This window comes from Paenibacillus silvae, from assembly GCF_014639235.1.
Taxonomy (GTDB): Bacteria; Bacillota; Bacilli; order Paenibacillales; family Paenibacillaceae; genus Paenibacillus; species Paenibacillus silvae.
Map to the genome: position 1 here is coordinate 1,092,404 of NZ_BMFU01000001.1, position 23,687 is coordinate 1,116,090.

Genomic DNA, 23,687 nt, shown 5'->3' on the forward strand with positions numbered 1-23,687 from the left:
TTATGACAAATTCAAGCTCCTTCACACAGGAAACACGTTTCAGGCTCAAGTCCTCGCAACAATACAGTCAAGCCAGCTTTGCATGCATTACTTCGGTGCTGCTGACTCTGCTGCTGCTGATCAACAGTTATGACTGGAGCGAGCAGGCCATCCAGCCTTTAGTAGCAGGCATGGCTGGTGTATATCTGTTCTTCACGTTGATGCAAATTCTGCTCGTCATTCGAATCAGACATAACCTGATACAGCAGGGCGCGATAGCTGGTTTGACACGCAGGCTTGCCTGGGTGCAAACGCTGGCTGCTTTTACAGGCAATATTTTTATCGCCACCGCGGCCCTGCATTTGATTCGGAAGCGAACCAGCATTGAATACACGTTTGCTGTATACACCCTGTTAACCCAGCTGTTTGTGATCGGTGTATCGGCGCTCAACGTGTTCAAGCCTTATGTTGCCGATACCTTTCTGCCATCCATGGCGGTGCTCCTGTGTATGCTGGTGATTGATCTGATTGTATTGGTGATTATATCCCGGTATGATGCCGCTTCACCTCTCCCTCGCTGGATGACGGTTGTAGGTTTGGTGATGATCATTAGCGTGATTACAGGCAATCTGTTCGCTCTGATGCTTGGCATATCTATCCTTCGTCGGTTGCGCAGACAGGGGCAGCAGGGAACAAATTTCTGGAATGATCTGTGGGAGCGGCTTGCTCCAAATATGACAGCGATGTCTGGACTTTTTTTCATCATCTTCCTGTTTTCCATCTCGATCTGCAGTTTCTTTACGTTCGACTACAGCATGGCTGTGGAAAACAACTATGGAGCTCTGCTTCAGCCGCCTTCTCTGGCTTATCCTCTGGGAACGGATGATTTCGGCCGATGTTTGTTTTCAAGAATCGTCTTCGGGGCACGGATTTCCCTGATTGTCGGTTTTATGTCAACACTGATTCCGGTCGTGATTGGCGGGGCACTGGGGGCCTTCTCAGGTTTCTATGGAAGACATACGGATAACATCATCATGCGTCTGCTGGATATTCTGTATGCCATTCCGGGCATTCTGCTCGCTATCGCAATCATTGCCGCTTTCGGTGCAAACACGGTAAATCTGATTATAGCGCTGAGTCTGGGCTCCATCCCAACGTATGCTCGAACGATGCGGGCCAGCGTGCTTTATGTATCCACGTTTGAGTTTGTCGAGGCGGCACGTGCGCTTGGGTACAACAATCGTACGATTATTTTCAAGCAGATCATTCCCAATGCACTCGCACCGATGATTATCAAATCCACACTCACGATCGGCGGGGCCGTCATTGCAACCAGCAGCTTGAGTTACCTTGGACTTGGTGTAGAACCGCACATTCCGGAATGGGGCAACATTCTGAAGCTGGGCAGCACCTATCTGGAAACTCATTCGTATCTGGCGATCTATCCCGGACTGGCGATCATTCTGCTTGTGCTTTCGTTTAACTTTCTCGGTGACGGATTGCGGGATGCACTTGATCCCAAGCTGGAGAAGGCGTGACGATAGATTTTATGATTTTTAAAAGTTGAACTATTCTTTTACACAGAAACGGAGAGGACAGAAAAAACCTGGAAAAGCGGAGCCAAAAGCTTTCTGAAAGAAAGCTGCATCGGAAGCATAAACTCCGCCTTTATCACCGGATTTCCCCCTTTAGAAAGGGGAATTAAAAAATCTGGGGATAACAGCGATTGGAAGGTTATTCTGTCATCGGAGTGCTGCGTGTAAACCTCTTTTATATAAATTGAACTAAAGAAACGACATTATACCGATTAACGGTTCATGATCGTCAAAGCGCGTTGTAATGGGGCAAAAATACCAGCCTTGGCAGGCTGTTTAAGTCGAAGAGGGAATGCTAACGATCCCCATAGAGCTTATTTTCCCTGAATCGGGGACATTTGAATTCTAACGATCTCCAGGAAGCTTATTCCATTCGAAATCCTGAAAAATGAGCCTGATCAAGCTGGTTTCAGCAGAATAGCGTCTCTGGGGATCGTTAGAATTTTCCAAAGCCCGAATATGCCGAAATAAGGCTTCTCCTGATCGTTAGCGCTCGCAGTAGGGGGTGGCACACTTGCCACTTGCCATGAGCGATGGACGATATTTGACTAATGTGACTGGATTGATGAGCATATTGGAGTGGATTGCGTATATTCTTTAGTTCAATTTATATAGTTCAATTTCAAAAAAAAATCATACATCACATCTATTAACATAATGGAGGGTATTATTATGAAAAAACGTACACTTTTCGCCTTGGTGCTTATTCTCGTGCTTGTGATCTCTGGCTGCAATGTGAAAACAAAAACCGAATCCCAGGAAGAGATCAAACCTTCCGACACTTCGGAAACGGCAACCAAAGCAGTCGATATTGAGCTGCTCGCCATGAGCTCTTCCGAGAATGATGTCAACATCATCCGCGATCAGCTAACCAAAAACGGCTTCAATGTAAAGCTGAATCTGCAGCCGGATTACGGCAGCTTTAAATCCCAGCAGGACGCAGGGAATTATGATATCGCCGTGTCCAGCTGGACAACGGTAACGGGCAACCCGGATTATGCGGTTCGTTCTCTTTTCAAAACAGGCGGGGATTACAGCATCCTTGCGGACCAAGAGATTGACAAGCTGATTGATCAGGCGGCAACACAGACACCAGACGAATACAAAGCAACGTACAAACAGCTGGAGGACCGTCTGGTTACGGACCAGGCGTATATCGCTCCACTCTATATCTCTCTGAAAAGCCAGGCTGTAAACAAGGACATTCTGAATGTCGATACCGTTCGCCTGTCCAAATCCCGTGCGCTGGCGTGGGAGCCGATTGAGTTCAAGGACAGCTCCAAGAACAGTAAAGATCCGTTGATTTTGACACAAGCAGCAGCAGTGCTGACTTCCCTTGACCCGATCAAAGGAAACGACGGTTCAATCAACCAGATCAATACGAACATGTATGTACGTCTCGTCAACCTGACGGATGACGACCAATTGACAGCGGATGGTTCACTATCCCGTAACTTTACGATTGCAGATGGCAATTCCGAGTATTATTTTGTGCTTCGTGACGACATCAATTTTGCCAAAATCGAGAACAAAAAGGCTGTTGATACGGGTGAGCGTGTAGGTGCAGATGACGTCATCTTCTCGCTGGACCGTGCCAAAAACAAAGACTCCGTGCCGGATCACCGCACCTACAGTCTGCATGAGCATATCAAGCAGGCAGAACTTGTCACAGACTTGAGCTCACTGGAGGCCGTGAAACAATCCGGGGGCAGCGGAACCGTACTTGAAGCGCTGAATCAAGGACTGGACAGTGATATCAAAGAGCTTGTGAGCGATAAAAATCAGGCTGATAACGGTGCAGGCAAATACCAGGTCGTTAAGGTAACCACCACTGAACCGTTCCCGCAAGTGCTGAATTATCTGGCGCACCAATCGGCGGGTATCGTATCCAAGAAACAAGTGGAAAGCATCAATACCTATGATGTCGCATCCTTCGATGTGAACAAGGATATCCCTTATGGCGATCAAAACACCGTAACCGAGGGTGCAAGCTACAACAACACACTGTATACAAGCGGTCCTTATATCCTTTCTTATAAAAATGACTACGAGGGTGTCTTCCTGAAAAATCCGGGGTACCGCAAAGGTTCTGACTTCGCACCGAAGATTGATCAGGTAAACGTACGCTTCATCGCGGATGCCGACAGTGCTCTGTCTGCACTTCGCAGCAGTGAAATCCACCTGTATTACGGGGTGCCTGAGACGAAATATGACATTATCCAGAATGACAGCAAATTGCAGCTGCAAAGCATTCCAAGCAATGCCGTATCGTATCTGCTGTTCAACACAGCCAATCGTGAAGTGGCCAAGAGCAGTGATCTGAGAAAAGCAGTGCTGTACTCCATTAATCAGGATGAGATTCTGCAATTTTACAAAAACAACAAAATCAAAGCTTACTCTACCGTAAGCCCGCTTGTGCAAACCGGGAATGAACTCAAGGCTGATCCAGCCAAAGTGAAGGAATTCCTGAGCAACTATAACGCGTCAAAATAAACCTCTGAACGAAAAGGCTGTCACCGGGATTATGCAGATCCATCGGTGACAGCCTTTTTCCTGTTATTTCATTCTGGCACTTGGCAATCTGCCAAAATGTCTGGATAATGCCTCATGCTATCCGCCTCTGTAATGCTGCGGATCACTCTACATGGTACGCCGGCTGCGAGCGTATTCGGAGGGATGTCACGTGTAACGACACTTCCTGCTCCAATGACACATCCGTCCCCGATTGTAACGCCACCACACACTGTAACATTGGCGGATAGCCATACATCATTGCCGATCGTAACCGGTTTGGCATAACATAGCGACTTCAATTCACCATGCTGATTCACCATCTGTCTCCTTTCACTTGCAATCAAGGGATGCAAGGGAGTTACGATGGTGACATTCGGGCCAAAGCTGGTATAGTCTCCAATCGTCACTTGTGCATCATCCTGTATGGTCAGGTTATAATTCGCAAAAAAGTGGTGACCGATCCGGGTATGCACACCATAGTGAAAGAAAATGGGACCCTGCATAAATCCGCCTTCCCCCAACTCACCCAGCAGCTGTTGTAATATCTGCCCTCTTTCCTCCGTCTGTTCTTCAAAGGATTGGCTATAACGCTGACTGAGATGATGAGCTTTCATCTTGATTTCCTTCAGTTCCGGATCACCCGGATTAAACAGCATACCTCTCAGGATTCTTTCTTCCTCACGCATCGCGACTCCCCCTCATCTATGCTTAATCCTGTAAGTCCATCATGGCCCGGATCGTGACCAGCACACCGTTTTCGTCATTGGATTTGGTAATAAACTGAGCTGCGCGTTTTGTATTCTCACAGGCATTGCTCATCGCAAAGCTGTATCTGGCAATCCCCATCAGCTCCACATCATTTTCTCCATCACCAAAAGACATCGTCTCGTGGGGAGTTACTCCCAGCATCTTCTGCAATGTTTTGACCGTTTCACCTTTATGCGTATGCAGCGCCGTAATATCCAGCCACCGAGGTTCAGAATCAACAATATAGATTTGCCCTTCCATGGTCTGTTCCACATGTTTACGCAGTGCTGTACAGCGTCCTTGTGGATCGAATACCGTAATTTTTATAAAGGAAGTGCTGATGCCTGCAAAAGAATCCGTTTTGATGACCTGTTCATACGAGCTTTTCACAACGTCATACATCTCATCCGGAATGGAAGAATGCACATAAGCGGCATCGCTTGCACACACGATAATCGTCATCTGAGGATCAAACGACCGAATCTTCTCGATGGCCTGCAACGCCAATGTGCGCTCCATACTAAACTCCCGAACCACCTGCCCGTCCTTTTTGATTCTGGCAGCACTGTCCCCAAGAATCCATACACCTTCTCCATGTTCGCCGAATAATTTCTCCACACGTTCGCACTGCTTTCCGGTACACGCTACAAAAGTAACACCTTTATGTTTCATCTCTTCATGAACTTCTTTAAACCATTGCATATCAAATGATCCTTGACTGTTCAGAAACGTTCCGTCCAGATCGGTTACAACAAGTTTAATCATGCTAAGTGCCTCCATTAATTTATTTAGGAAAATCAAAGGACGAAGGATCACTTATGCTGGATATAACTTACTAAATAATCTTTATTAACAATATTTATGAAGTATCTGCAAGTCATCCTGTCCTCCACATGATCGTACTTCGTGTAACTGGTTTCATGTCAATACAAAGTTTCGATCAGGTCGTCTGCTCCCTTGAAAAGTAAAAATCCACAGAACCTGTTCTGCGGATTATATAACTTCAGATAAAATGGAAGCCTTCAATGCTTCAAGCACCATGCCTCTTAACCCTGCATCAAAATCATGCTGAAATGAGCTCTGATGTACGATCTCAGGCAGAGCAGGCATAGGGTGCTGCTGTATATATTGTTCCCATGCCGAATGCAGCTCTTCTCTGTGAACCCTCTCCTGATAGATCACAATCTCGTGCGGGGCAGCAACAGCATTGACTGTGTGCAAAATCCGGCACACCTGCTCTGTGAAATCCGAGTTACTGATATCCCCTTTCCAATCAGGAGAACCAGGAAGATACTTGATCTCACCAAACATGCCGTTTTTACCACGTATAATGTGTCCGTTCAGCATCATGCCCATCCCGGGCGGATAACGATTGGGAAAATAAATGCCTGCCACACTCTTCTCCTTCGTATCCTCATGTAAGCTGCAATATCCGCTAATCGCCGAATTCACATCGTTCTCCACAATAATTTGCAATCCAGACTTGCTTTCGATCTCCTGAATCAAACGAGAGTGGATAAGTTCGTCATGGCTGCTTACGGTAATGTCTCCATCAACGACCTGTCCGGGGATACCGATTCCGATCATATGAATGGAAGGATACGCCGCAATACAACGCTCAATTAACTCAAGCACATGCTGTTTATTTAAAACGCTCAGAAGACTCTCTTCTTTCAACAGAACTTCATTCTCCAGATTGATTACCACTGCCGAGATCAGCTCCTGACCTTTCATCTCCTTCAAGGACAGAACCAAAGCAAGCCTATAGTTATAATTATATCGATAAGCCTGGGCAGGGCGTCCTCCATTTGATGGAACGATTTTATCCTGAAGCAGCTCACCGTCCTCGCACAGCTCCTGAATGAGCGCATTAATGGTTACCACGCTAAGATTCGTTAGGGAAGCAAGCTGCGGTTTCGTTGCCGTTTCAATCTGCTGCATGACTTCACGCACAATATTCATGTTAATGTGTTTCATCATTGTAGCGTTCGCTTTTTTCATAAGCCTCTCGTTTCTACCCCGGTTCCAATAACCAAAGCAATCATATTCTTGTTATCGTGCTCCAATCATAACATAATATATTGCTTCAACGCATGACGTTCATTCAAACAGATCGTCTATAGATTTTACAGGTTGAACATCCATTGGTTGTTTGCACAAAGTCATATTTACATAAACACCCGCCCAGATGATCAGGGCCATAATGACGTATGCCACACGCCTCTCACCTCCTTCATTTATTTGGTTTCATTAGTGAGACATTAATAAATATACTTTATAAAGTTTTTATCATAAGTATGCAAGCATCATATTTCCTTGTCAATATAGAAAAAACGTTAGCCACTCTGAGAAAGTACTTGAACTATCACTTTACGGTATATCTCTGTTGGATGTCTGGCAGCAAAGTTACAGTCTGGATACCGAGCCCCCAGGCAAAATAGAACAAATGAAGGAGCGAAACATTCTGAATCCAGAACATCTGCAAAACGATCCAGATAAGCAAAACATGCCCCGTATACAAGGAAAAACTCCAAGCCCAGTAGCGTTCGGGACTCATAACTGAAGATAAAACCCTGTGCTTCTTCTCACGAATAAGATCATATGGATTATTTATATGGAAAAACTTGATAAAGGAACGTATGTTCGGTATAATAACAACATACACTGAATGAGCGAGGCATAATATGATGGATGACAAATTTATTAAAGAATTGCGCAGAATTAGCCGTGACGACAGACGCCGATCCGAGTTTATGATCCAGGGCATGAAGGAAACATTGCAGGAACGCAAAGAGGAAGGTGTAGTTAAACGCTGGTTGCGGCGGCGCAAGATCAAGAAGAGCATCTCTGAACGATTTAGCTCGGACTCCTCTTCTAACCATAAGTAAATAGAGTTGAACATGATATAAGGAGGCCCAATAAGCCTCCCTCGATTCATTACATAGTTTTAGAGTAACTTGTGGCGTTTTCCATGATTAAGGTAAAATTGCAAACGACCGAACGGGAAATCCGGATGCTTTCTCCGCTTTCGGAACAATGTTGAAAATGACGGCTCCTTTGGCGGGAACCTGATCCAGATTGGTTAACAATTCTACCTGATATGTATCCTGAGCCAGTACGTAATATTCGGCAAGCAGAGCCCCATTTTTTTGATAATCTACCGCAGCATCTGTATCAAACGTTTCATGCCCGATGGCTTTGATATGGCGTTCTTCAAACAGGAAGGTCAATGCAGCAACAGACCATCCCGGTGCATGATTATTGCCATCAGCATCCTTGTTGTCAAAGTCCTCATGGTTAGGCCAGCGCTTGCTCCAGTCGGTCCGCAGGGCCACGAAGCTGCCCGCTTCAATCCTGCCATGCGCTTGCTCAAATTCAAGGATATGCTCCACGTCCAAGGTGAAATCGGGATTACTCTCAACAGCAGCTGATTGATCGATTACGACGAGAGGCAGCACCAGCTCTTTGAGTCCCAATTCATCGAGATAACGCGTGTCACGCACAAAGTGAATCGGTGCATCCAGATGCGTGCCGTACTGGCCGGGGAACTTGAAGCTCTGGGCAAAGAAACCTTGATCATGGTTAAACAGCGTATCAAACTGCGCAGCATCAAAAGCAGAGAAATGCGGAGATGCAGGGCCAAAAGTATGCGTAAGATCAACCCATTTCTTCTCTTTTAACACTTGAATAGCTTGTATAATTTCGTTGGTCATACGTCTCACCTCTTATGTAGAATGGAAGAAATTTCTCCTATTATATCTCAATGTTATGCAATGGTGAATATGCAATTGTAAATATAAAAAGCCGCTCTCCTGTGTGGAGAACGGCCGTGATCTTCAGATTGACGGTCATCGTTCGTTTAACTTGTAACCATAATTTGAGCGTGTAAGCAACAGCTTCGACTTGCCGATTATGATTACGAGCTATCAATATCCGATTAATATGCTGTAATCACCAGCTTACCCCGCGTATGATGGGATTCACTTTTTTGGTGTGCATCACGCAAGCCTTGTTCTGTTAACGGATATGTCTCATCAATAATAGATCTCAGCTTCCCTGCTGCCGCAAGCTCGGCCAGCTGTTCAAGCTGATCTCCCTTAGGCTCCATCATAAATACACTGCCCGTCACACCAGCTTCCTTTGCCAGCTGCTCATCCGGCTGCTCCACCAGTGAAACGAGACGCCCTCCGGATTTCAACACCTTGAAGCTATCCCGCTGGATGTCGCCGCCCATCGTATCCAGAACGACATCATAACCTGAGAGAACTTGCGAGAAATCCTGTTCCTTATAGTTAATAAAATGGTCCACACCCAACGAGCGAAGCAGTTCTTCATTCGCTGCACTTGCGGTGGAAGCTACCTCAGCCCCCAAAGACTTGGCGATCTGAATCGCATATGTGCCGACGCCGCCTGCACCGGCATGGATAAGCACCTTCTGTCCCTTGCCTAATCGACCATGATCCACCAACGCTTGCCAGGCTGTCATTGCAGCGAGTGGGATCGCTGCTGCTTCCTCGAAGCTGAGCTGCTCAGGTATACGTGCAACGATATCCGCATCAACAGCAACGTATTCTGCATAGGTTCCGAATTGCCGGGGCCGAGCGAATACGCGATCCCCTTCTCTGAAACGGGTAACGTTTGAACCGGCCTCAGCCACAGTTCCTGCTACGTCTCCGCCCAGAATCATTGGCAATTGGTCTGCGGCTTCTTTCAAGTGGCCTTGTCTTATTTTAAAGTCCACTGGATTTACAGAAGTCGCATGTGTGCGGATCAATACCTGATTGACACCACACGCCGGCTTCTGCACCTCCTTTTCCTTTAATTGTTCGGGCCCGCCAAATGCATCAATCACAATAGCTTTCATGCTGATCCCTGCCTTTCTTGAAAATGGAATGATGTGACATGTGATAGGTTATTCTCATACTCTTCTCTATTTATGATTACCCCATACGTCGGTTTACTTGACCTGATGTCACTGAATGTTCATTCCATAAGTAAGGCATGCTGATGACACTATTGAACTTTTTGCAAAAATCGCAGAACAGCTTCCTGCAATTGCCTCAAGCCTGGTTGTTCTATTGGAAAGTGGCCTGCTCCCTCTAAAATGACAAGCTCCTTATCCACGGTCAATCGATCATAGAAAGCTTGACTGAACGCTAACGGGGTCATCGGGTCCATCTCAGGATGAACCAGCAGCACCGGACATCGACTGAATTGTTCTGGACTCACCTCCGGCGTTTTATTCAGAAAGGTTCTTAATAGCTCCAAAGGTACAGATGCCGCAGCAGCCTGTGGATCATTCATAATGAGACGGGTCAGGTCCTTATTGTTCGTAATCAGCTCCATCCGGGAGACCCGTTTGACTGAAATACGTACAGCATCAAGGACACCAGGCAGAAGATCCATCATACGCTTGCCTGCACGACTGACCCATCGGTTCGGTGCAATCTGATCTCGCATCTCGGAATCACTCGTGTCTACAAATGTCGTTGCAATCAATCCCTTAACATGTTTGTTTCGTACGCTGACATGATAGGCCAGCATGCCGCCTATGCTGCTTCCCAACACAACGAACGGTTTGCCATCTCTCTTATATTCCCGTTCTATAAGGGCGTCCAGCAGTGTAATCCATAGATCATAGTTTATACGTGTGTTATGTAATGCGTAGCTTAGTCCATACGGTGGCAGATCGGGAGATATGACCTCGTAACCATGCAGCTGCAGCATTCGTGCGTAAGGAGCAAGCAATCTGCCATTTCCTCCGGCACCATGAATGAACAGAATTTTGACTGGAGACGCGGGCACGGGTAATCGATCCATATGAAGATGAACTCCGTTCACTTCCCACCATTCTTCCTCTGGACAGTTATCCTCCCCCAGTCTCACCTCCTCAGGAAAAAAATGCTGATACTGTTTCCAATACAAATGTGTTGTCTGATAAGAAGGCAAACCTGTTCTCATATGTAACTCCTTTTGGGATATAAAAAAAGCCGTACGATGTACGACTTTGAAATCCTCTATGCTAATACTGATACTTATGTTTATATCATATATCCTCTAATCCGGGAACTGCACATTACCCGGAACGATGTAGGCACCGCCTGATCCATCGTTCGGCAGTGCCGGAATCGTATCATACAGAACTTGCCCCCGGATATCCGTGATCCGAATGCTGAGTTTTTCTTTACCAAGCCCGGTACCCAGAAAATGATTATAATCCTGTTTTTCGAGATTAAGCCAGGAGCCATCCTTCTGTTTCACTTCAAACTTCAACACCGGATACTTATGATGGCGAACCTGAATGGCCGCCCACCACTGACTGCTGCCTTCCTTGATCCGATAGGAAACGTTCCCTTCAATCGGGGCTTTGACAACTTTCCAGCTGATATCAATCTTCCCCGCCTGAAGATCACCGATCTGGCTGAATGCGTTAGGCGAGAGGTCCAATGCCCCGCTGGCTCCTTCCGGGTACAGATCCGTAACGTATACTACGGTCTTTCCTTTGGGACCCTGTACCTCAAGATAAGCTCCAGCTAAAGCAGCTTTGACTCCATTATAATTGAGCTGATATGGGTTGAGTGCGGTAATCTTCATATCCGCCGGAATCGGATCAAGCAGCACAGCACCACCTGAATACCCGGAGCCTGTGTACGTAGCATATCCCTGATATGTATCGTTCCAGGCTGCAGATGCCGGCAGGGCAAACAAGACCAGGCCAAGCAACACCCCTGCGGCGGACCTTCTGAGACGCTGGAATCCACTCTTCTTGCTCATGGTTATTCCTCCTTATGATTTTCAATTCGAATAAAGATTTCACGCAATCCACTACGATGACAGAACAATCTGGAGACCAGCTGTTATCCGTCAAGGTGTAAATGAATTATTCCGCTTATGTTGTTATGTCAATTTTCATGGACGCAGCGACATCTAATAACATAATTTTACATATGATTTAAAATTTTTAAATCCTTTTCTGTAAAATCACATCCAAAGTCCTGCTTTCAAACACAACAAAAAAAAAAAAGCGCCACACTCGGGAGATACCTAGCTCTCCAGTCAAGTGTGACGCCTGTCTCGGCTCTGTATTAACACCTGAGCCTGAGCCTACTATCCTGCTTTATTCTACTCGTCTTACTTATCCTGCTTCCTTTTGTTTGGTCCGATTCCGGATCCTTTCATAACGCGCGTAAATCTTAGGAGACTCTTTGGTCAGAATAGGCCCCAGTACAGCGAGAATTAGCACATATAACACGGCAAAGGACTGAATGGAAGCCATAAGCCCTCCTGCTTTACCGATGTTGGCCATAATGATCGAGAACTCCCCGCGGGATACCAGGGTGAAGCCGACATTTAATGATGCCTTGGTCGAGACTCCAGCCATTTTCCCTGCAATCATACCTGCACCGAAGTTACTCAGAATTGTCAGAACAACCGCAATCAGGGTCATACCTACCGCCCCGCCGAGGGTGGAGGGCTCGATGGTCAGGCCAAAGCTGAAGAAAAATATGGCACCGAAAAAGTCCTTGAACGGCATAATCTGCTGCTCAATCCGGTGGACATGTCTCGATTCACCAAGCACAAGTCCAATCATTAATGCGCCAATGGCCTCGGCTACATGCAGCGTCTCCGAGAAACCCGCCACCAGGAAAAGCAAAGTCATGATCGCTAGCAGAAACAGCTCCGATGACTTGATATTAAGCGCCTTATCTATATATTTAATACTCTTCCTGCCGATAATCAGGAACAGCACAATAAACAGCAACGCAGAAAGCGATACCAGCAGTACACTACCCAATGAAGTCGCACCGCTAAGCACAAGTCCAGTCAGAATAGAGATGTGAATAGCGATGAACAGATCATCAAACATAATCATGCCCATAATAATTTCGGTCTCCGGATTGGCTGTCCGTTTCAGATCCACGAGTACCTTGGCAACGATAGCGGTTGAAGAACTCGTCATAATGCCGCACACAACCATCGTTTCCTGAAGGGGCAGATCCATGAACCAGCCCAGCAGAAGACCAGAGACAAAATTAAGACCGACATAGAATATGCCGCCGGTGAGAATCGCTTTACCCGATTTTAACAACCGGGAGACCGAGAACTCCAAGCCCAGATAAAATAATAAAAATAAAATACCCAGCCTGCCCATAAATTCAATAAAAGACGAGCTTTCGATAAATCGTAAATCCACAATGCCAAACTGTGGTGCATGCGGTCCAACGGCCATACCGATCAGAATGTAAAATGGAATAACCGAAAATCGTAGTCGTGCAGATATTAATCCCGTAAGTGTAATCAGCGCAACGGCAACCCCCACTTCGAATATGAGCATATCCATACGCTACATCCGCCCATCGGTCAACCATTGTTTGAGCTGCTTGAGCTGGTCACGTTCACCTGCAACAACAATCGTTGCTCCGCTGGTAAAAACGTACTCCGGCCCCGGATTAAATTGCTTCTCCTTCTCCTTGTCAACCGCCGCCAGAATCGCCACACCGGTCACCTGCCGAATGTTCAGCTCTCCGATGGTCTTCCCGACACAGGCAGCATGAGGTTCGATGCGAAGCCACTCGATGAGCAGGCCTTCCAGCATGACTTCCCGTTCGTTCTGGAACTGTGGTTTATACGTCATGCCGCCAACAATAGCCGCTACAGCTCTAGCTTCATCATCATCAAGGGTCACCAGAGATACCATATCTCCGAGTTCTTCCGCGTGCTCGCCTGACTCCATATGGAACAGATCACGACGCTCATCGTTATGGACAACAATGACTAGATGCTCTCCGCTGCGGGTATGCAGCCAGTATTTGCGTCCAATGCCTGGCAGATCCGTTTCTTTAAAATGCATGGTCTGCACCTCCCCGGGATAACCCTTTCATGGAGTTCGCACCCGGTTCATCCAGTTGCTCAGAATGCCGAATCTGCTCCGAGTTTTGTTCGGAAGCCCATTGAATATCCGCTATCCGTATCCTCATGGAACCCGCTGGAGTAGAGATGGCTCGTATTTCTCCCTTATCTCCCAGCAGCAGCTGACGTCCCACAGGAGAAAGGAATGAAATCTGCCCCGCATCCGGGTCTGCTTCCTCCGGCATTACAATCGTTAACGTATCCGATGTATGAAAATCAACATACTCGAGTTCAATTTTGCTGCCAATCAGCACAACGGAGCCCAGCTGTTCATCCGGCCCGGCAAGCAGCTGCTCCACCCGCTCTGTATATGCCATCAGTTGCTTATCCAACTGCACACGCTCAGGATTATGCACGTCAAAATAAGCGTCAAGAAATGTCCTTTTCTCTTCGCCCAGGGTCAACAGCTGACTCACCAGCTTTTCTCTGCGGTTGTCAAGTGGATTTCTACGGTTCATAGTAGATTTCACCTCCTATGCACGCCTTGTTCTCCACGTTGATTCGCTTGTTGTAACTTTTCATCATCCTGTTGTCCTCCTTCTTATAATAAAAGAGCCCCACTTGTGAGCCCTCCTTACCATCTTACCAAAATGAAATTATTAATCCAATCTATTCCGCTAACTTGGCGTTTTATTCTATAACCTGGAACTATTATCCATCATTTCACGATATTCATTACATATTATGATAGATCCATAGAACATTTTAATTGGCTCATAAAAAACATTTTATGGATTTTCATCTCGTATTTTTATTTTCTTTCCTGTATATTTAACTACAAACTTTTATGCAATTTATACAAATAGGTATCTGCAGACTTTAACACGATAAAGGAGTGCATTGAAAAAGTGTCCACGATTACAAAAGAAACTTCAACATCTCAAGCTACTACTGCCGCAGCATATGTTCATTCCGTTTATGAGTCGGTCATCGCAAGAAATCCGAACGAGAGCGAATTTCATCAGGCTGTCAAAGAAATCCTGGATTCACTGATCCCCGTCATTGAGGCACATCCAAAATACAGAAATCACAGTCTGTTAGAGCAGCTTGTTGAGCCAGAACGGGTGATTACGTTCCGTGTACCATGGGTAGATGATCAGGGCAAGGTGCAGGTTAACCGCGGATTCCGGGTACAGTTTAACAGCGCCATCGGTCCTTACAAAGGCGGGCTTCGTTTCCACCCTTCGGTATACTCCGGCATTATCAAATTTTTGGGCTTTGAACAAATTTTCAAAAACGCATTGACTGGTCTGCCGATCGGCGGGGGTAAAGGCGGTTCTGACTTTGATCCGAAAGGGAAATCCGATCAGGAAGTGATGCGCTTCACGCAGAGCTTCATGACAGAGCTGTACAAATACATCGGTCCCGATGCAGACGTTCCAGCAGGTGATATTGGCGTAGGCGCACGAGAAATCGGTTATATGTTCGGTCAATACAAACGTATTCGTGGCGGACATGAAGCTGGCGTACTGACAGGCAAAGGTCTGCTGTATGGCGGAAGTCTCGCACGGAAAGAAGCAACGGGTTATGGCTGCGTATACTTCGTTAACGAAATGCTCGCCTCCAAGGGGCTCAGCTTCAAGGACAGCACCGTGGTTGTCTCCGGTTCCGGCAACGTATCCATCTATGCCATCCAGAAGGCACAGGAGCTTGGTGCTCGCGTCGTAGCATGCAGCGATTCCGGTGGTTACATTCATGATCCGCAAGGTATCAATCTGGATACAGTGAAACGCCTGAAAGAAGTGGAGCGTCTGCGGATTAGCGAATACGTCAAAGAACACCCGCACGCTACATATACGGAAGGCTTTGAGGGTATCTGGTCCATTCCTTGTGACATCGCTCTTCCATGTGCCACTCAGAACGAAATTGATGAACACGCTGCGGCCCTTTTGGTCAAAGGCGGCGTTAAAGCGATTGGTGAAGGTGCCAACATGCCTTCTACTCTGGCTGCGATTGATGTATTCCTTGGTGCTGGCGTACTGTTTGGTCCTGCCAAAGCGGCAAATGCAGGTGGCGTTGCCGTGTCTGCTCTTGAAATGTCACAGAACAGCATGCGGTTGTCCTGGACATTTGAAGAAGTTGACGCCAAGCTTCACGACATTATGAAAAACATCTACAAGAGCTGTGTCGAAGCTGCCGAAGAATACGGCTGCGAGGGCAACCTTTTGGCTGGCGCAAATATTGCAGGCTTCCTCAAGGTCGCTGATTCAATGATCGCTCAGGGTGTCGTGTAAGTTATTTTTATGTATATCCTTTAATAGCTTAATCTAAAAAAAAGCCTTTCCTTCGTTCCGTAGCTCTTTCAAGCTATCGTTTCGAGGGAAGGCTTTTTATCGTACCACATACTCAATTATGCGATTAACTGCTGATCATTCGGATATCCTTGGTCATGAACACATCCACTGCATCCTCATGATCCACGATAAACCCGAAACGTTCATACAATCGCTGTGCGGGGCTTCCCTGCAGCACGTTCAGCGAAATTCGCTTGTGCCTGACATCTTCCTGTTCCAGCAGCAGGTTAAGCACCTTAGTCCCCAAGGTTCTGCCCTGATGCTCGGGATGAATATAGAAGTGCTCCAGCAGAAGCCCCCCTTCGATCGGTTTTAACGCCACACAGCCAATCAGGACGCCTTCTCGCTCCAAAATCCGGGTATGTTCCGGATGAAACGTATTGCGGAAGCGCTCCCTGACCCTGATCTCGTCATATCGCCCCAAACGTGTCAGGTCATCACGCAACACCAAAGCTCGTAATTCCGCCAGCTGCTCCGTGTCCGCCAGAACGGCCTGACGCAAGATTATTCCGTCCACTTTCTAACACCTCCATACATTTCTCATATTCTATCATAGCCGTACTTCCTATTGTCATTAGTAACGGGAGAATATTAATCTCTCTTTTCAATTGAAGTGAATAACTGACAATGGTAAAGTGTTACTCATCTGAGGATATTTCTGAATTTGAATTCATTCGTTTTATTATGATAAGGAAGTGTGTATTTTGTCTAACGTACCATTCATTAGCAGTGAGAATCCTCACCTTCAAGCAGACTGTGAGCGATGTTTCGGGCTCTGCTGTGTCGCCCTGCCTTACGGAAAATCTTCCGATTTTGCTTTTGACAAATCCAGTGGCACACCCTGTCCTAATTTGCGTGAGGATGATCGCTGCGGTATCCATACGCAGCTTCGCCAGAAAGGCTTCAAGGGCTGCACCGTTTATGATTGCTTTGGCGCGGGCCAGAAGCTGTCACAGGTTACGTATGCAGACAAAAGCTGGCGAACCCACCCCGAATCGGCGCGGGAGATGTTTGACTGTCTGCCTGTTCTGCGTCAGATTCATGAATTGATCAGTTATATGAGAGAGGTGATGATGCGGCAAGATACCTCCTCACTGTATGCTGCCATGACTGAGGCTTATCCGGGCGTATTACAACTGAGTGAGCTTGAGCCAGCGGCCCTCCTAGCGCTGGACCTTACAAGCCATCGTTCAAACGTAAACGCTCTGTTGCTCCAGGCTAGTGAACAAGTACGAGGGAGTGCTCCAGCGGTTACATCTGCTTCCAAGAAGTCCAAGCCCAAAAAACGCAGCGGTATGGACTTTCTGGGAGCTAATCTTCAAGGAGCCGATCTGAGAGGTGCCAGCTTCCGGGGTGCGCTTATGATTGCCGCTAACCTGCGCCATGCCGATGCTCGGAACGCAGATTGGATTGGCGCTGACCTGCGGGATACAGAGCTTAGTGGAGCCGATCTTCGCGGCGCAATCTTCCTGACACAGGCACAGCTCAATGCAGCAAAGGGAAACGCAGATACACGGCTGCCTGACCACCTGCACATGCCTTCCCACTGGCATTAAACCTATAATAAAATGCCAAAAGCTCGCCTCTCGTAGAAGGGCGAGCTTTTTTTCAATAATAAAATATATGAATACTACAGCAGGTCACGACGAAGGTCTGCAGCTGATTTCGGAGACAGGTGACCCAGCGGAATATCAAATACCGTCTTCGCCCCTTTATGACCTTCCTGGCTCAAACGTTGTGCTGCCCGGGCATAGGCCACAAGTACACTTGCCGTGAATTCCGGGTTACTGTCCAGCTTCAAACCGAATTCAATAATTTGTTTTTGACCGTTGCCTGTAATTCCGCTGCGAATAACGAAACCACCGTGCGGCATGCCAGCATGCTCGGATTTCAGCTCTTCTTCACTGATGAAGGTAACGGTTGTATCATAGTCTGAGAAATAGTTCGGCATATTTACAATCGTTGCACGAATCTCATCCTGGTTCGCGCCTTCCTCGGCCACTACATAACATTGACGCAGATGTTTCTCGCGTGTGGACAGCTCTGGCGTTTCTCCTGAACGGATACGCTCAATCACTTCCTCCACAGGTACGGTGTACTGCACGCCCGCTTTAACACCCGGAACACGACGGATCGCATCCGAGTGGCCTTGGCTTACGCCTTTTCCCCAGAATGTATATTCTTTACCTTCAGGCAGAATGGATTGGGCCAGCAGACGATTCATGGAGAACAACCCTGGGTCCCAGCCTGTGGAGATCACGCTTACATGTCCACCTTGCTCCGCTGCCGCGTTTACGGCTTCGTAGAACTCAGGAATTTTAGCGTGAGTATCGAAGCTGTCTACGGTATTGAACAATTTAGCGATAACAGGTGTCTGCTCTGGCAGATCCGTTGCAGAACCCCCGCACAGAATCATGACATCAATTTTGCCTATATACTGCTCCGCCGCAGAGATGTGCTCAAAGCGTGCTTCCGTACCTTCAGCCACCATTTGCTCGGGATTACGACGTGTAAATACAGCAACCAATTCCAGATCATCATTTTGGGTAATCGCTTTTTCTACACCTTTTCCCAAGTTACCGTAACCTACGATGCCAACTTTAATCATGTTTAATCCTCTCCCTGTCTGAATCTTTTTGTCTATAAGTCTATCTAAGGATATAACATACCATGTAACTTGTCAGGTTTCCAGATGCAAATAAAAAAATACCTTGCAACGGTGCCGCGTTAAAGCCGCTCCATGCAAGGTATGGATAAAAAAACAACAGGGTGTATAAAGATGCGTCTTCCATTCCATTGCAAAACAGGTTACAAATGTTTGACGGGTGTCCACCTTACCGTTTGTTTAAATCTCCGACCATGTCAAGGTCAGTTCGATAACGCCTTCCTTGCTTGCCGTTGTCCCGCCAATCAGAGACCAGCTCTGCTTCTCATCGGGTTCAGTTCCCTGAATAACGATATTTTTTTCATCAATGATTTGTCCTGAATCTTTCAGCTTCTTACTTGTAAAATAATCCTTATAAAGCTTGGATATCGTCTTCATATCCTGCTCAGTGGTGAAGATCAGCATTACGGATTTCTTGCCATCACTTTCTGTAGAAGTAGCTGTCGTAACCTTGGCATCTTCTGGTAAAGGGAAATCCTTAGGCAAGTATTCCGGCATATCTTCCGCCGCAACGGTCTGACTTGGCTCCGTTGAAGCTTCTGAAGCAGCAGGAGTGGATGCAGTTTCCGTATCCGTCGACGTTTCATTTGTATTTTCTGTGACAGCTGGCTCAGCCGTTCCAGCCGAGGCCTCGCTATTCACCTGTTCAGATTCGTTCTTTGGCTGATCAGAAGCACTGCTGCAAGCACTTAATGCGACCATCATAGCCAGCGCAGCGCAGGCCAGTACGTATGTTTTCTTTTTCACCATAAAATATCACTCCTTCTCGTTGTTTCAGGTTGTCATTCGGCAAGTCAAGTCGTTACATCAGAAGTCCACTTCTGCATGCAGCTTGCACATCCCTCCTTTGTTTAGTCGAGCTCCAATGTTTGCTTTACTTCGGGCACAGCATCGACGGAATGTTTAATCCAGACGACGGATACGGACAACACCGTCAAGGATAAAAGGCAGCTTATTGCAAGGATAGACAGGAATCGGGTGATAACTCTGATATTTTTCATCTCCCTCCTCCTTCGTTCAGCAGATTGTTTCTGTTCTCACCGTTATCATGTAAATGAATCATTTTACTCATGTATATAAATCGTCCCATAAATTTTTCTATGTATGCTTCAATCGTACCCAACAAATGGCGGCATTGAAACAATCCCGAGTCCAGTTCTATCCCCAACCAAAGTCCAGTTTCCTTCCCCTACCTCTGATAACAAAAAACCGTTTGTTTTCCTTCGCTGGAACACCAAAGGAAAACAAACGGTTATGCTGGTTAGTGTGGTTTGCGCTGGTTTGCGCTACTTTACTACTCTATCTTCGCTTACATTTTCAGCTGCACGCCTACCGGGCAATGATCACTGCCCATCACGTGACAGTCGATATAAGCGTCAGTCACGTTAGGTACGAGCTGCCCGGACACGAGAAAATAATCGATACGCCAGCCTACATTCCGCTCTCTGACCTTGGGCATGTACGACCACCAGCTGTATACATCCGTTTGATCCGGGTGCAGGTGACGGAAGCTGTCAACATAACCAGCCGCAAGCAGGTCGGTCATCTTGCCGCGCTCTTCATCTGTAAATCCGGAGTTGCCCATGTTCGGCTTCGGATTTTTCAGATCAATCTCCTGATGGGCCACATTCAAGTCACCACAAATGATGACCGGCTTTGTCTTCTCCAGTTGCAGCACATATGATCGGAACCGATCCTCCCACTCCAGACGATAAGGCAGCCGGGTCAGATCACGCTTGGCATTGGGCGTGTATACATTAATCAGATAGAAGACATCGTACTCCAGCGTAATCATTCGGCCTTCCGGCTCGCTATCCTCTTCCATGCCATAGCGAACAGACAGCGGTTTGATGCGGCTGAATACCGCTGTGCCGGAGTATCCTTTTTTAATCGCATAATTCCAGTATTGATAGACGTCTTCGCCCAGCTCCATCTCGATCTGCCCTGCCTGCAGCTTCGTCTCCTGAAGACAGAAAATGTCAGCCTTGCTTTGATGATAATAATCCATAAATCCTTTATTCACACACGCTCGAAGTCCATTCACGTTCCAGGACACCAGCTTCATAATCTCATCTCCTCACATCTCTTCAATATAACATGAGCCCAATTCGCGGGACAAGACATCACATTATGGGGATGGGAGATTGGACTGTAAATGAAATGAAAATAAAATTCAAAATGAAAGTAAAGATAAAGAACTCGTTTAGTTATCGCTTTGCAGCTTCGAGAATATCGCAAGATCAACGTATCTGCCCTTCTCGAACTCATGCTGACGCAGCAATCCCTCTTGCTGAAAACCCAGCTTGTGCAGCAAACGAACGGACGCCTCGTTCCCCGGGTCCACCTTCGCTTCAATTTTGTTCAATCGCATCTGATTGAATCCAAAATCCAGTACAGCACATGCAACCTCTGTCATGATGCCCTTGCCCCAGCAGGAGGATAGCAAATCATACCCGATCTCTGCCCGATGATGCGGTGCTTCATAACCCAGATATCCGCATGTGCCAATGACACGACGCGTCTCCTTGTCTTCTATCATCCAGCGCAAACCTGAATGCTCTTTGAAAATCTTCGCATACCAGCCCATCTCGTCCAAAGCATCCTGCTCGGACTCAAAGGGTGTGAAGGGCATATATTCTACAACGGTTGGGTCAGAATATAACGTCAACAGATCAAGGCTGTCACCAGCTTCAGCCGCCCGAAGCCGAAAACGCTCCGTATCCAGCTGTGGAAAATATTCAAACGTAAATCGTTCACTCATTATTTTTTTCTCCTTTAAGCTAAAATCTCGTCTAGGGCGTGCCCTAGTTTTTATGTACGTTACAGTTACGTATTTGCAACTTCTGTGTTATTTTACTATGTTCACCTCATATAACCAAGTCATGTCATAGGAAGAACAGGATAAGTCAAAATGATGCCACTAGAGGCCATACCCTGATTACTTGCCGGGAATGGCCTCTAGTGGTTGTATTCCATTTTAAAACCTATTCAGCCCCATTAGATAAAGAGAATTTCATTCAATACGTGAGCTCTGTATTGAATCTCAACGCATGGTTTTCACAAGCGAGGCTATGTCTTGCTCACCGTAACCGGCATCTATAGCTTTATTAAACAGGTTTCGCAGAAACAACGGAAACTCGTTATTCATGTTTTTTTCACGAGCCTGCTCCATAAGAAGCCCTACAGTAACCATGGACATTTGAAGAGAGCTTTGCGGATTCTCGTAATTGGAATGTTGAATGACCTCGCTCTCGTATTGAAGAATAGCACCAATCATCGGTGAAACTCCTGCAATCAGGGAACCAAAGTCATCAATGCGCAGGCCATCCGACTCCAGAATACGCGTTGCGTGGAAGAAACCCAGATATGACCCGAACAGATACGAGAGAAATGCCAGGTCAATCGAAGCGGCAGCACTAGCCTGTTCTCCATAATAAGGAACCTGACCTGCCAGTGCATCGAGAACCGGCTTAACTTGGTCAAACGCTTCCTTGGACCCTGAAGTGAAAATGGTTGCATGAGGTCCTCCCATTTGGGCGGGAGCAGCAGCTATCGCTCCTTCAATATACGCCGCACTGTGAACATTAGCCCACATTTCATGCTTTTGAGCCTGTTCGGGGCTGCCTGTCGTTAGTTGGATTAGAACTCGCCCAGATAAGGCAGAATGGACATCTTCTACGTCCAGTATTTCATATGAAGTCTGATAGTCAGATACACAGATTATCGATATTTGACTGGCACGGATCGCTTCAGCAGCCGTAGCTGCGAGCACAGCTCCTTTTTCAATGAGGGAATCTGCCCTGGTTGCAGTCCGATTCCATACGGTGACATCATATTCCTTCTCCAGCAGTGCATTTGCAATGGCCCCTCCCATCGCTCCTAAACCAATAACCGTTACTTTCTTCATCATTTATTCCTCCCAAGTGCATGTATTATGGATTGAAGACGATTCATCTTGACTTCGAAAATAAGCATAATCGATAATAGTGACAACTAATGGCATGATTTAAAAAATCATTTTGAGGAGCACATATGCATAAAGCACAAAGACTTGTTCAGTTAATTATGTTAGTGAATGAACGCAGAACGTTTACCGTACAAGAGCTGGCCGATGAGTGCGGGGTATCACGCCGGACCATGATTCGTGATTTGGCGGAATTAAGCGAGCTGGGCATCCCTCTTTATTCCGAGGTTGGTGCTAATGGAGGGTATCGCGTTTTACGAGAGAAAATGCTGCCGCCGATCAGTTTTACCGAGCATGAGGCTATGGCATTATTTTTTGCCTGCCAATCACTGCAGAACTATAAATCTCTGCCCTTTAACAATGAAGTGCAAGGTGCGTTGCGCAAGTTTTTCCATTATTTATCCAGTGATCTTAAACGTAAAATCGAACACATGCAGCAAAGATTGACATTCTGGGTCCCCCCGCATCAACTAGATGTGCCTTACTTGAAAGAAATACTGGAGGCGGCTTTGGAACAAAAAATTATTGAAATTCGGTATGAAGCCAGCACAGCACAAAAACGAAGGATTCAACCTCTCGGGCTGTATACGATGAATGGTTTATGGTACTGCCAGGCCTATTGCTTCAGCGCAGCGGATTATCGTGTATTTCGTGTTGACCGGATTAGCGGAGTTCAATGTGAGGTGGATCAAAGCCAGAAAGTAGACCTGGACGAAGAGAATATTCAGGAGTGGATCATGCGCAAGGATGAAGAAACTCCGTTGGAGCTTGAGGTGATATTGACGCCAGATGGTGTGCGAAGATGTCAATCCGATGTATGGTTGTCTTCATTCATGCTGGTTAATGAAGACGGTTCAGGAAGAATTCAGGCACAGATGAGCACAAGTTACATCCCTTGGGTGGTCAGTTTCTTTCTTGGTTTGGGAACAGACGCACATGTCACACATCCCCCGCAAATTCGTGACCAGATCCGCACCAGACTGCAAGCCATGTCTGCACAATATGCAGATTAGATCATC

At 46.7% G+C, this 23,687-nt stretch carries 23 protein-coding genes; 6 read left to right on the plus strand and 17 right to left on the minus strand.

The genetic code is table 11. The features are described from left to right. Window positions 1-2 precede the first annotated feature (2 nt). Together IEW26_RS04955 and IEW26_RS04960 are read left to right on the plus strand one after the other, a co-directional pair. A complete protein-coding gene (locus IEW26_RS04955; RefSeq protein WP_188591476.1) occupies window positions 3-1,517 on the plus strand; it encodes an ABC transporter permease in 1,515 nt (504 codons plus the stop codon). 729 nt (window positions 1,518-2,246) lie between these two features. Beyond that, window positions 2,247-4,067, plus strand: a complete 1,821-nt coding sequence (locus IEW26_RS04960) for an ABC transporter substrate-binding protein (protein ID WP_188591477.1) — start codon at window positions 2,247-2,249, stop codon at window positions 4,065-4,067. 68 nt (window positions 4,068-4,135) lie between these two features. Here the strand turns inward: IEW26_RS04960 and IEW26_RS04965 are convergent, their stop codons facing one another. The 3 genes from IEW26_RS04965 to IEW26_RS04975 form a co-directional block, all read right to left on the minus strand. Further along, window positions 4,136-4,774, minus strand: coding sequence for a sugar O-acetyltransferase (locus IEW26_RS04965; protein WP_188591478.1), 639 nt, complete (start codon window positions 4,772-4,774; stop codon window positions 4,136-4,138). A gap of 22 nt (window positions 4,775-4,796) precedes the next feature. Next, the gene (locus IEW26_RS04970; RefSeq protein ID WP_188591479.1) at window positions 4,797-5,600 is read right to left on the minus strand and encodes a Cof-type HAD-IIB family hydrolase; all 804 of its coding nucleotides are present in this window, start codon (window positions 5,598-5,600) and stop codon (window positions 4,797-4,799) included. A 228-nt stretch (window positions 5,601-5,828) separates the two neighbouring features. Beyond that, complete coding sequence (locus tag IEW26_RS04975; RefSeq protein ID WP_188591480.1) at window positions 5,829-6,836, minus strand: ROK family protein; 1,008 nt, start codon at window positions 6,834-6,836, stop codon at window positions 5,829-5,831. A 683-nt stretch (window positions 6,837-7,519) separates the two neighbouring features. Here IEW26_RS04975 and IEW26_RS04980 point away from each other — a divergent pair. Next, window positions 7,520-7,723, plus strand: a complete 204-nt coding sequence (locus IEW26_RS04980) for a hypothetical protein (RefSeq protein WP_229729657.1) — start codon at window positions 7,520-7,522, stop codon at window positions 7,721-7,723. A gap of 87 nt (window positions 7,724-7,810) precedes the next feature. Here IEW26_RS04980 and IEW26_RS04985 read toward each other — a convergent pair whose 3' ends face one another. From IEW26_RS04985 to IEW26_RS05015, 7 genes are all read right to left on the minus strand, one after another. Continuing rightward, a complete protein-coding gene (locus IEW26_RS04985; protein ID WP_188591481.1) occupies window positions 7,811-8,548 on the minus strand; it encodes a cyclase family protein in 738 nt (245 codons plus the stop codon). 224 nt (window positions 8,549-8,772) lie between these two features. After that, window positions 8,773-9,699 (minus strand): NADP-dependent oxidoreductase, encoded by a 927-nt coding sequence (locus IEW26_RS04990; protein WP_188591482.1) that lies wholly within the window; start codon window positions 9,697-9,699, stop codon window positions 8,773-8,775. Window positions 9,700-9,848: 149 nt separating this feature from the next. After that, entirely contained in the window at window positions 9,849-10,796 is a 948-nt protein-coding gene (locus IEW26_RS04995; protein ID WP_188591483.1) for an alpha/beta hydrolase, read from the minus strand. 96 nt (window positions 10,797-10,892) lie between these two features. Next, on the minus strand, window positions 10,893-11,609 hold the full coding sequence (locus tag IEW26_RS05000; protein WP_188591484.1) for an expansin EXLX1 family cellulose-binding protein: 717 nt from the start codon (window positions 11,607-11,609) through the stop codon (window positions 10,893-10,895). 361 nt (window positions 11,610-11,970) lie between these two features. Continuing rightward, window positions 11,971-13,176 (minus strand): cation:proton antiporter, encoded by a 1,206-nt coding sequence (locus IEW26_RS05005; protein WP_111270704.1) that lies wholly within the window; start codon window positions 13,174-13,176, stop codon window positions 11,971-11,973. 3 nt (window positions 13,177-13,179) lie between these two features. After that, window positions 13,180-13,686 carry a cation:proton antiporter regulatory subunit gene (locus tag IEW26_RS05010; RefSeq protein WP_111270703.1) on the minus strand — a complete coding sequence of 169 codons (507 nt, stop codon included), beginning with the start codon at window positions 13,684-13,686 and terminating at the stop codon, window positions 13,180-13,182. Beyond that, on the minus strand, window positions 13,676-14,203 hold the full coding sequence (locus tag IEW26_RS05015; protein ID WP_188591485.1) for a GreA/GreB family elongation factor: 528 nt from the start codon (window positions 14,201-14,203) through the stop codon (window positions 13,676-13,678). The genes IEW26_RS05010 and IEW26_RS05015 overlap by 11 nt, the downstream gene beginning before the upstream one ends. A gap of 390 nt (window positions 14,204-14,593) precedes the next feature. Between IEW26_RS05015 and gdhA the strand changes: the two genes are divergently transcribed. Further along, on the plus strand, window positions 14,594-15,979 hold the full coding sequence (gene gdhA, locus IEW26_RS05020) for an NADP-specific glutamate dehydrogenase (protein WP_174812146.1): 1,386 nt from the start codon (window positions 14,594-14,596) through the stop codon (window positions 15,977-15,979). 124 nt (window positions 15,980-16,103) lie between these two features. Here gdhA and IEW26_RS05025 read toward each other — a convergent pair whose 3' ends face one another. Continuing rightward, a complete protein-coding gene (locus IEW26_RS05025) occupies window positions 16,104-16,556 on the minus strand; it encodes a GNAT family N-acetyltransferase (protein ID WP_188591486.1) in 453 nt (150 codons plus the stop codon). 187 nt (window positions 16,557-16,743) lie between these two features. Here IEW26_RS05025 and IEW26_RS05030 point away from each other — a divergent pair, with 187 nt between their 5' ends. Continuing rightward, window positions 16,744-17,595: a pentapeptide repeat-containing protein gene (locus IEW26_RS05030; RefSeq protein ID WP_188591487.1), complete on the plus strand. Its 852-nt coding sequence runs from the start codon at window positions 16,744-16,746 to the stop codon at window positions 17,593-17,595. A 74-nt stretch (window positions 17,596-17,669) separates the two neighbouring features. Here the strand turns inward: IEW26_RS05030 and IEW26_RS05035 are convergent, their stop codons facing one another. The 6 genes from IEW26_RS05035 to IEW26_RS05060 form a co-directional block, all read right to left on the minus strand. Beyond that, complete coding sequence (locus tag IEW26_RS05035; RefSeq protein ID WP_111270699.1) at window positions 17,670-18,647, minus strand: diaminopimelate dehydrogenase; 978 nt, start codon at window positions 18,645-18,647, stop codon at window positions 17,670-17,672. Window positions 18,648-18,884: 237 nt separating this feature from the next. Next, the gene (locus IEW26_RS05040; protein WP_188591488.1) at window positions 18,885-19,454 is read right to left on the minus strand and encodes a hypothetical protein; all 570 of its coding nucleotides are present in this window, start codon (window positions 19,452-19,454) and stop codon (window positions 18,885-18,887) included. Between the two features lie 101 nt (window positions 19,455-19,555). After that, the gene (locus IEW26_RS05045; protein ID WP_184190715.1) at window positions 19,556-19,705 is read right to left on the minus strand and encodes a hypothetical protein; all 150 of its coding nucleotides are present in this window, start codon (window positions 19,703-19,705) and stop codon (window positions 19,556-19,558) included. Window positions 19,706-20,013: 308 nt separating this feature from the next. Then, entirely contained in the window at window positions 20,014-20,769 is a 756-nt protein-coding gene (locus IEW26_RS05050; protein ID WP_188591489.1) for an exodeoxyribonuclease III, read from the minus strand. Window positions 20,770-20,907: 138 nt separating this feature from the next. Continuing rightward, complete coding sequence (locus IEW26_RS05055) at window positions 20,908-21,465, minus strand: GNAT family N-acetyltransferase (RefSeq protein WP_188591490.1); 558 nt, start codon at window positions 21,463-21,465, stop codon at window positions 20,908-20,910. Window positions 21,466-21,747: 282 nt separating this feature from the next. After that, window positions 21,748-22,614: an NAD(P)-dependent oxidoreductase gene (locus IEW26_RS05060; RefSeq protein ID WP_229729658.1), complete on the minus strand. Its 867-nt coding sequence runs from the start codon at window positions 22,612-22,614 to the stop codon at window positions 21,748-21,750. Window positions 22,615-22,736: 122 nt separating this feature from the next. Here IEW26_RS05060 and IEW26_RS05065 point away from each other — a divergent pair, with 122 nt between their 5' ends. Next, window positions 22,737-23,681 (plus strand): helix-turn-helix transcriptional regulator, encoded by a 945-nt coding sequence (locus IEW26_RS05065; RefSeq protein WP_188591492.1) that lies wholly within the window; start codon window positions 22,737-22,739, stop codon window positions 23,679-23,681. The last annotated feature ends 6 nt before the right edge of the window (window positions 23,682-23,687 follow it).

Excerpts from the sequence above, each read along its gene's own strand:
- IEW26_RS04975 (WP_188591480.1), bottom strand. The coding sequence starts at position 6,836 with ATGAAAAAAGCGAACGCTACAATGATGAAACACATTAACATGAATATT.
- IEW26_RS04955 (WP_188591476.1), top strand. The coding sequence starts at position 3 with ATGACAAATTCAAGCTCCTTCACACAGGAAACACGTTTCAGGCTCAAG.
- IEW26_RS05015 (WP_188591485.1), bottom strand. The coding sequence starts at position 14,203 with ATGAACCGTAGAAATCCACTTGACAACCGCAGAGAAAAGCTGGTGAGT.
- IEW26_RS04990 (WP_188591482.1), bottom strand. The coding sequence starts at position 9,699 with ATGAAAGCTATTGTGATTGATGCATTTGGCGGGCCCGAACAATTAAAG.
- IEW26_RS04965 (WP_188591478.1), bottom strand. The coding sequence starts at position 4,774 with ATGCGTGAGGAAGAAAGAATCCTGAGAGGTATGCTGTTTAATCCGGGT.
- IEW26_RS04970 (WP_188591479.1), bottom strand. The coding sequence starts at position 5,600 with ATGATTAAACTTGTTGTAACCGATCTGGACGGAACGTTTCTGAACAGT.
- IEW26_RS05005 (WP_111270704.1), bottom strand. The coding sequence starts at position 13,176 with ATGGATATGCTCATATTCGAAGTGGGGGTTGCCGTTGCGCTGATTACA.
- IEW26_RS05050 (WP_188591489.1), bottom strand. The coding sequence starts at position 20,769 with ATGAAGCTGGTGTCCTGGAACGTGAATGGACTTCGAGCGTGTGTGAAT.
- IEW26_RS05045 (WP_184190715.1), bottom strand. The coding sequence starts at position 19,705 with ATGAAAAATATCAGAGTTATCACCCGATTCCTGTCTATCCTTGCAATA.
- IEW26_RS04995 (WP_188591483.1), bottom strand. The coding sequence starts at position 10,796 with ATGAGAACAGGTTTGCCTTCTTATCAGACAACACATTTGTATTGGAAA.
- IEW26_RS05010 (WP_111270703.1), bottom strand. The coding sequence starts at position 13,686 with ATGCATTTTAAAGAAACGGATCTGCCAGGCATTGGACGCAAATACTGG.
- IEW26_RS05065 (WP_188591492.1), top strand. The coding sequence starts at position 22,737 with ATGCATAAAGCACAAAGACTTGTTCAGTTAATTATGTTAGTGAATGAA.
- IEW26_RS04960 (WP_188591477.1), top strand. The coding sequence starts at position 2,247 with ATGAAAAAACGTACACTTTTCGCCTTGGTGCTTATTCTCGTGCTTGTG.
- IEW26_RS05000 (WP_188591484.1), bottom strand. The coding sequence starts at position 11,609 with ATGAGCAAGAAGAGTGGATTCCAGCGTCTCAGAAGGTCCGCCGCAGGG.
- IEW26_RS05060 (WP_229729658.1), bottom strand. The coding sequence starts at position 22,614 with ATGATGAAGAAAGTAACGGTTATTGGTTTAGGAGCGATGGGAGGGGCC.
- IEW26_RS05055 (WP_188591490.1), bottom strand. The coding sequence starts at position 21,465 with ATGAGTGAACGATTTACGTTTGAATATTTTCCACAGCTGGATACGGAG.
- IEW26_RS05040 (WP_188591488.1), bottom strand. The coding sequence starts at position 19,454 with ATGGTGAAAAAGAAAACATACGTACTGGCCTGCGCTGCGCTGGCTATG.
- IEW26_RS04980 (WP_229729657.1), top strand. The coding sequence starts at position 7,520 with ATGATGGATGACAAATTTATTAAAGAATTGCGCAGAATTAGCCGTGAC.
- IEW26_RS04985 (WP_188591481.1), bottom strand. The coding sequence starts at position 8,548 with ATGACCAACGAAATTATACAAGCTATTCAAGTGTTAAAAGAGAAGAAA.
- IEW26_RS05035 (WP_111270699.1), bottom strand. The coding sequence starts at position 18,647 with ATGATTAAAGTTGGCATCGTAGGTTACGGTAACTTGGGAAAAGGTGTA.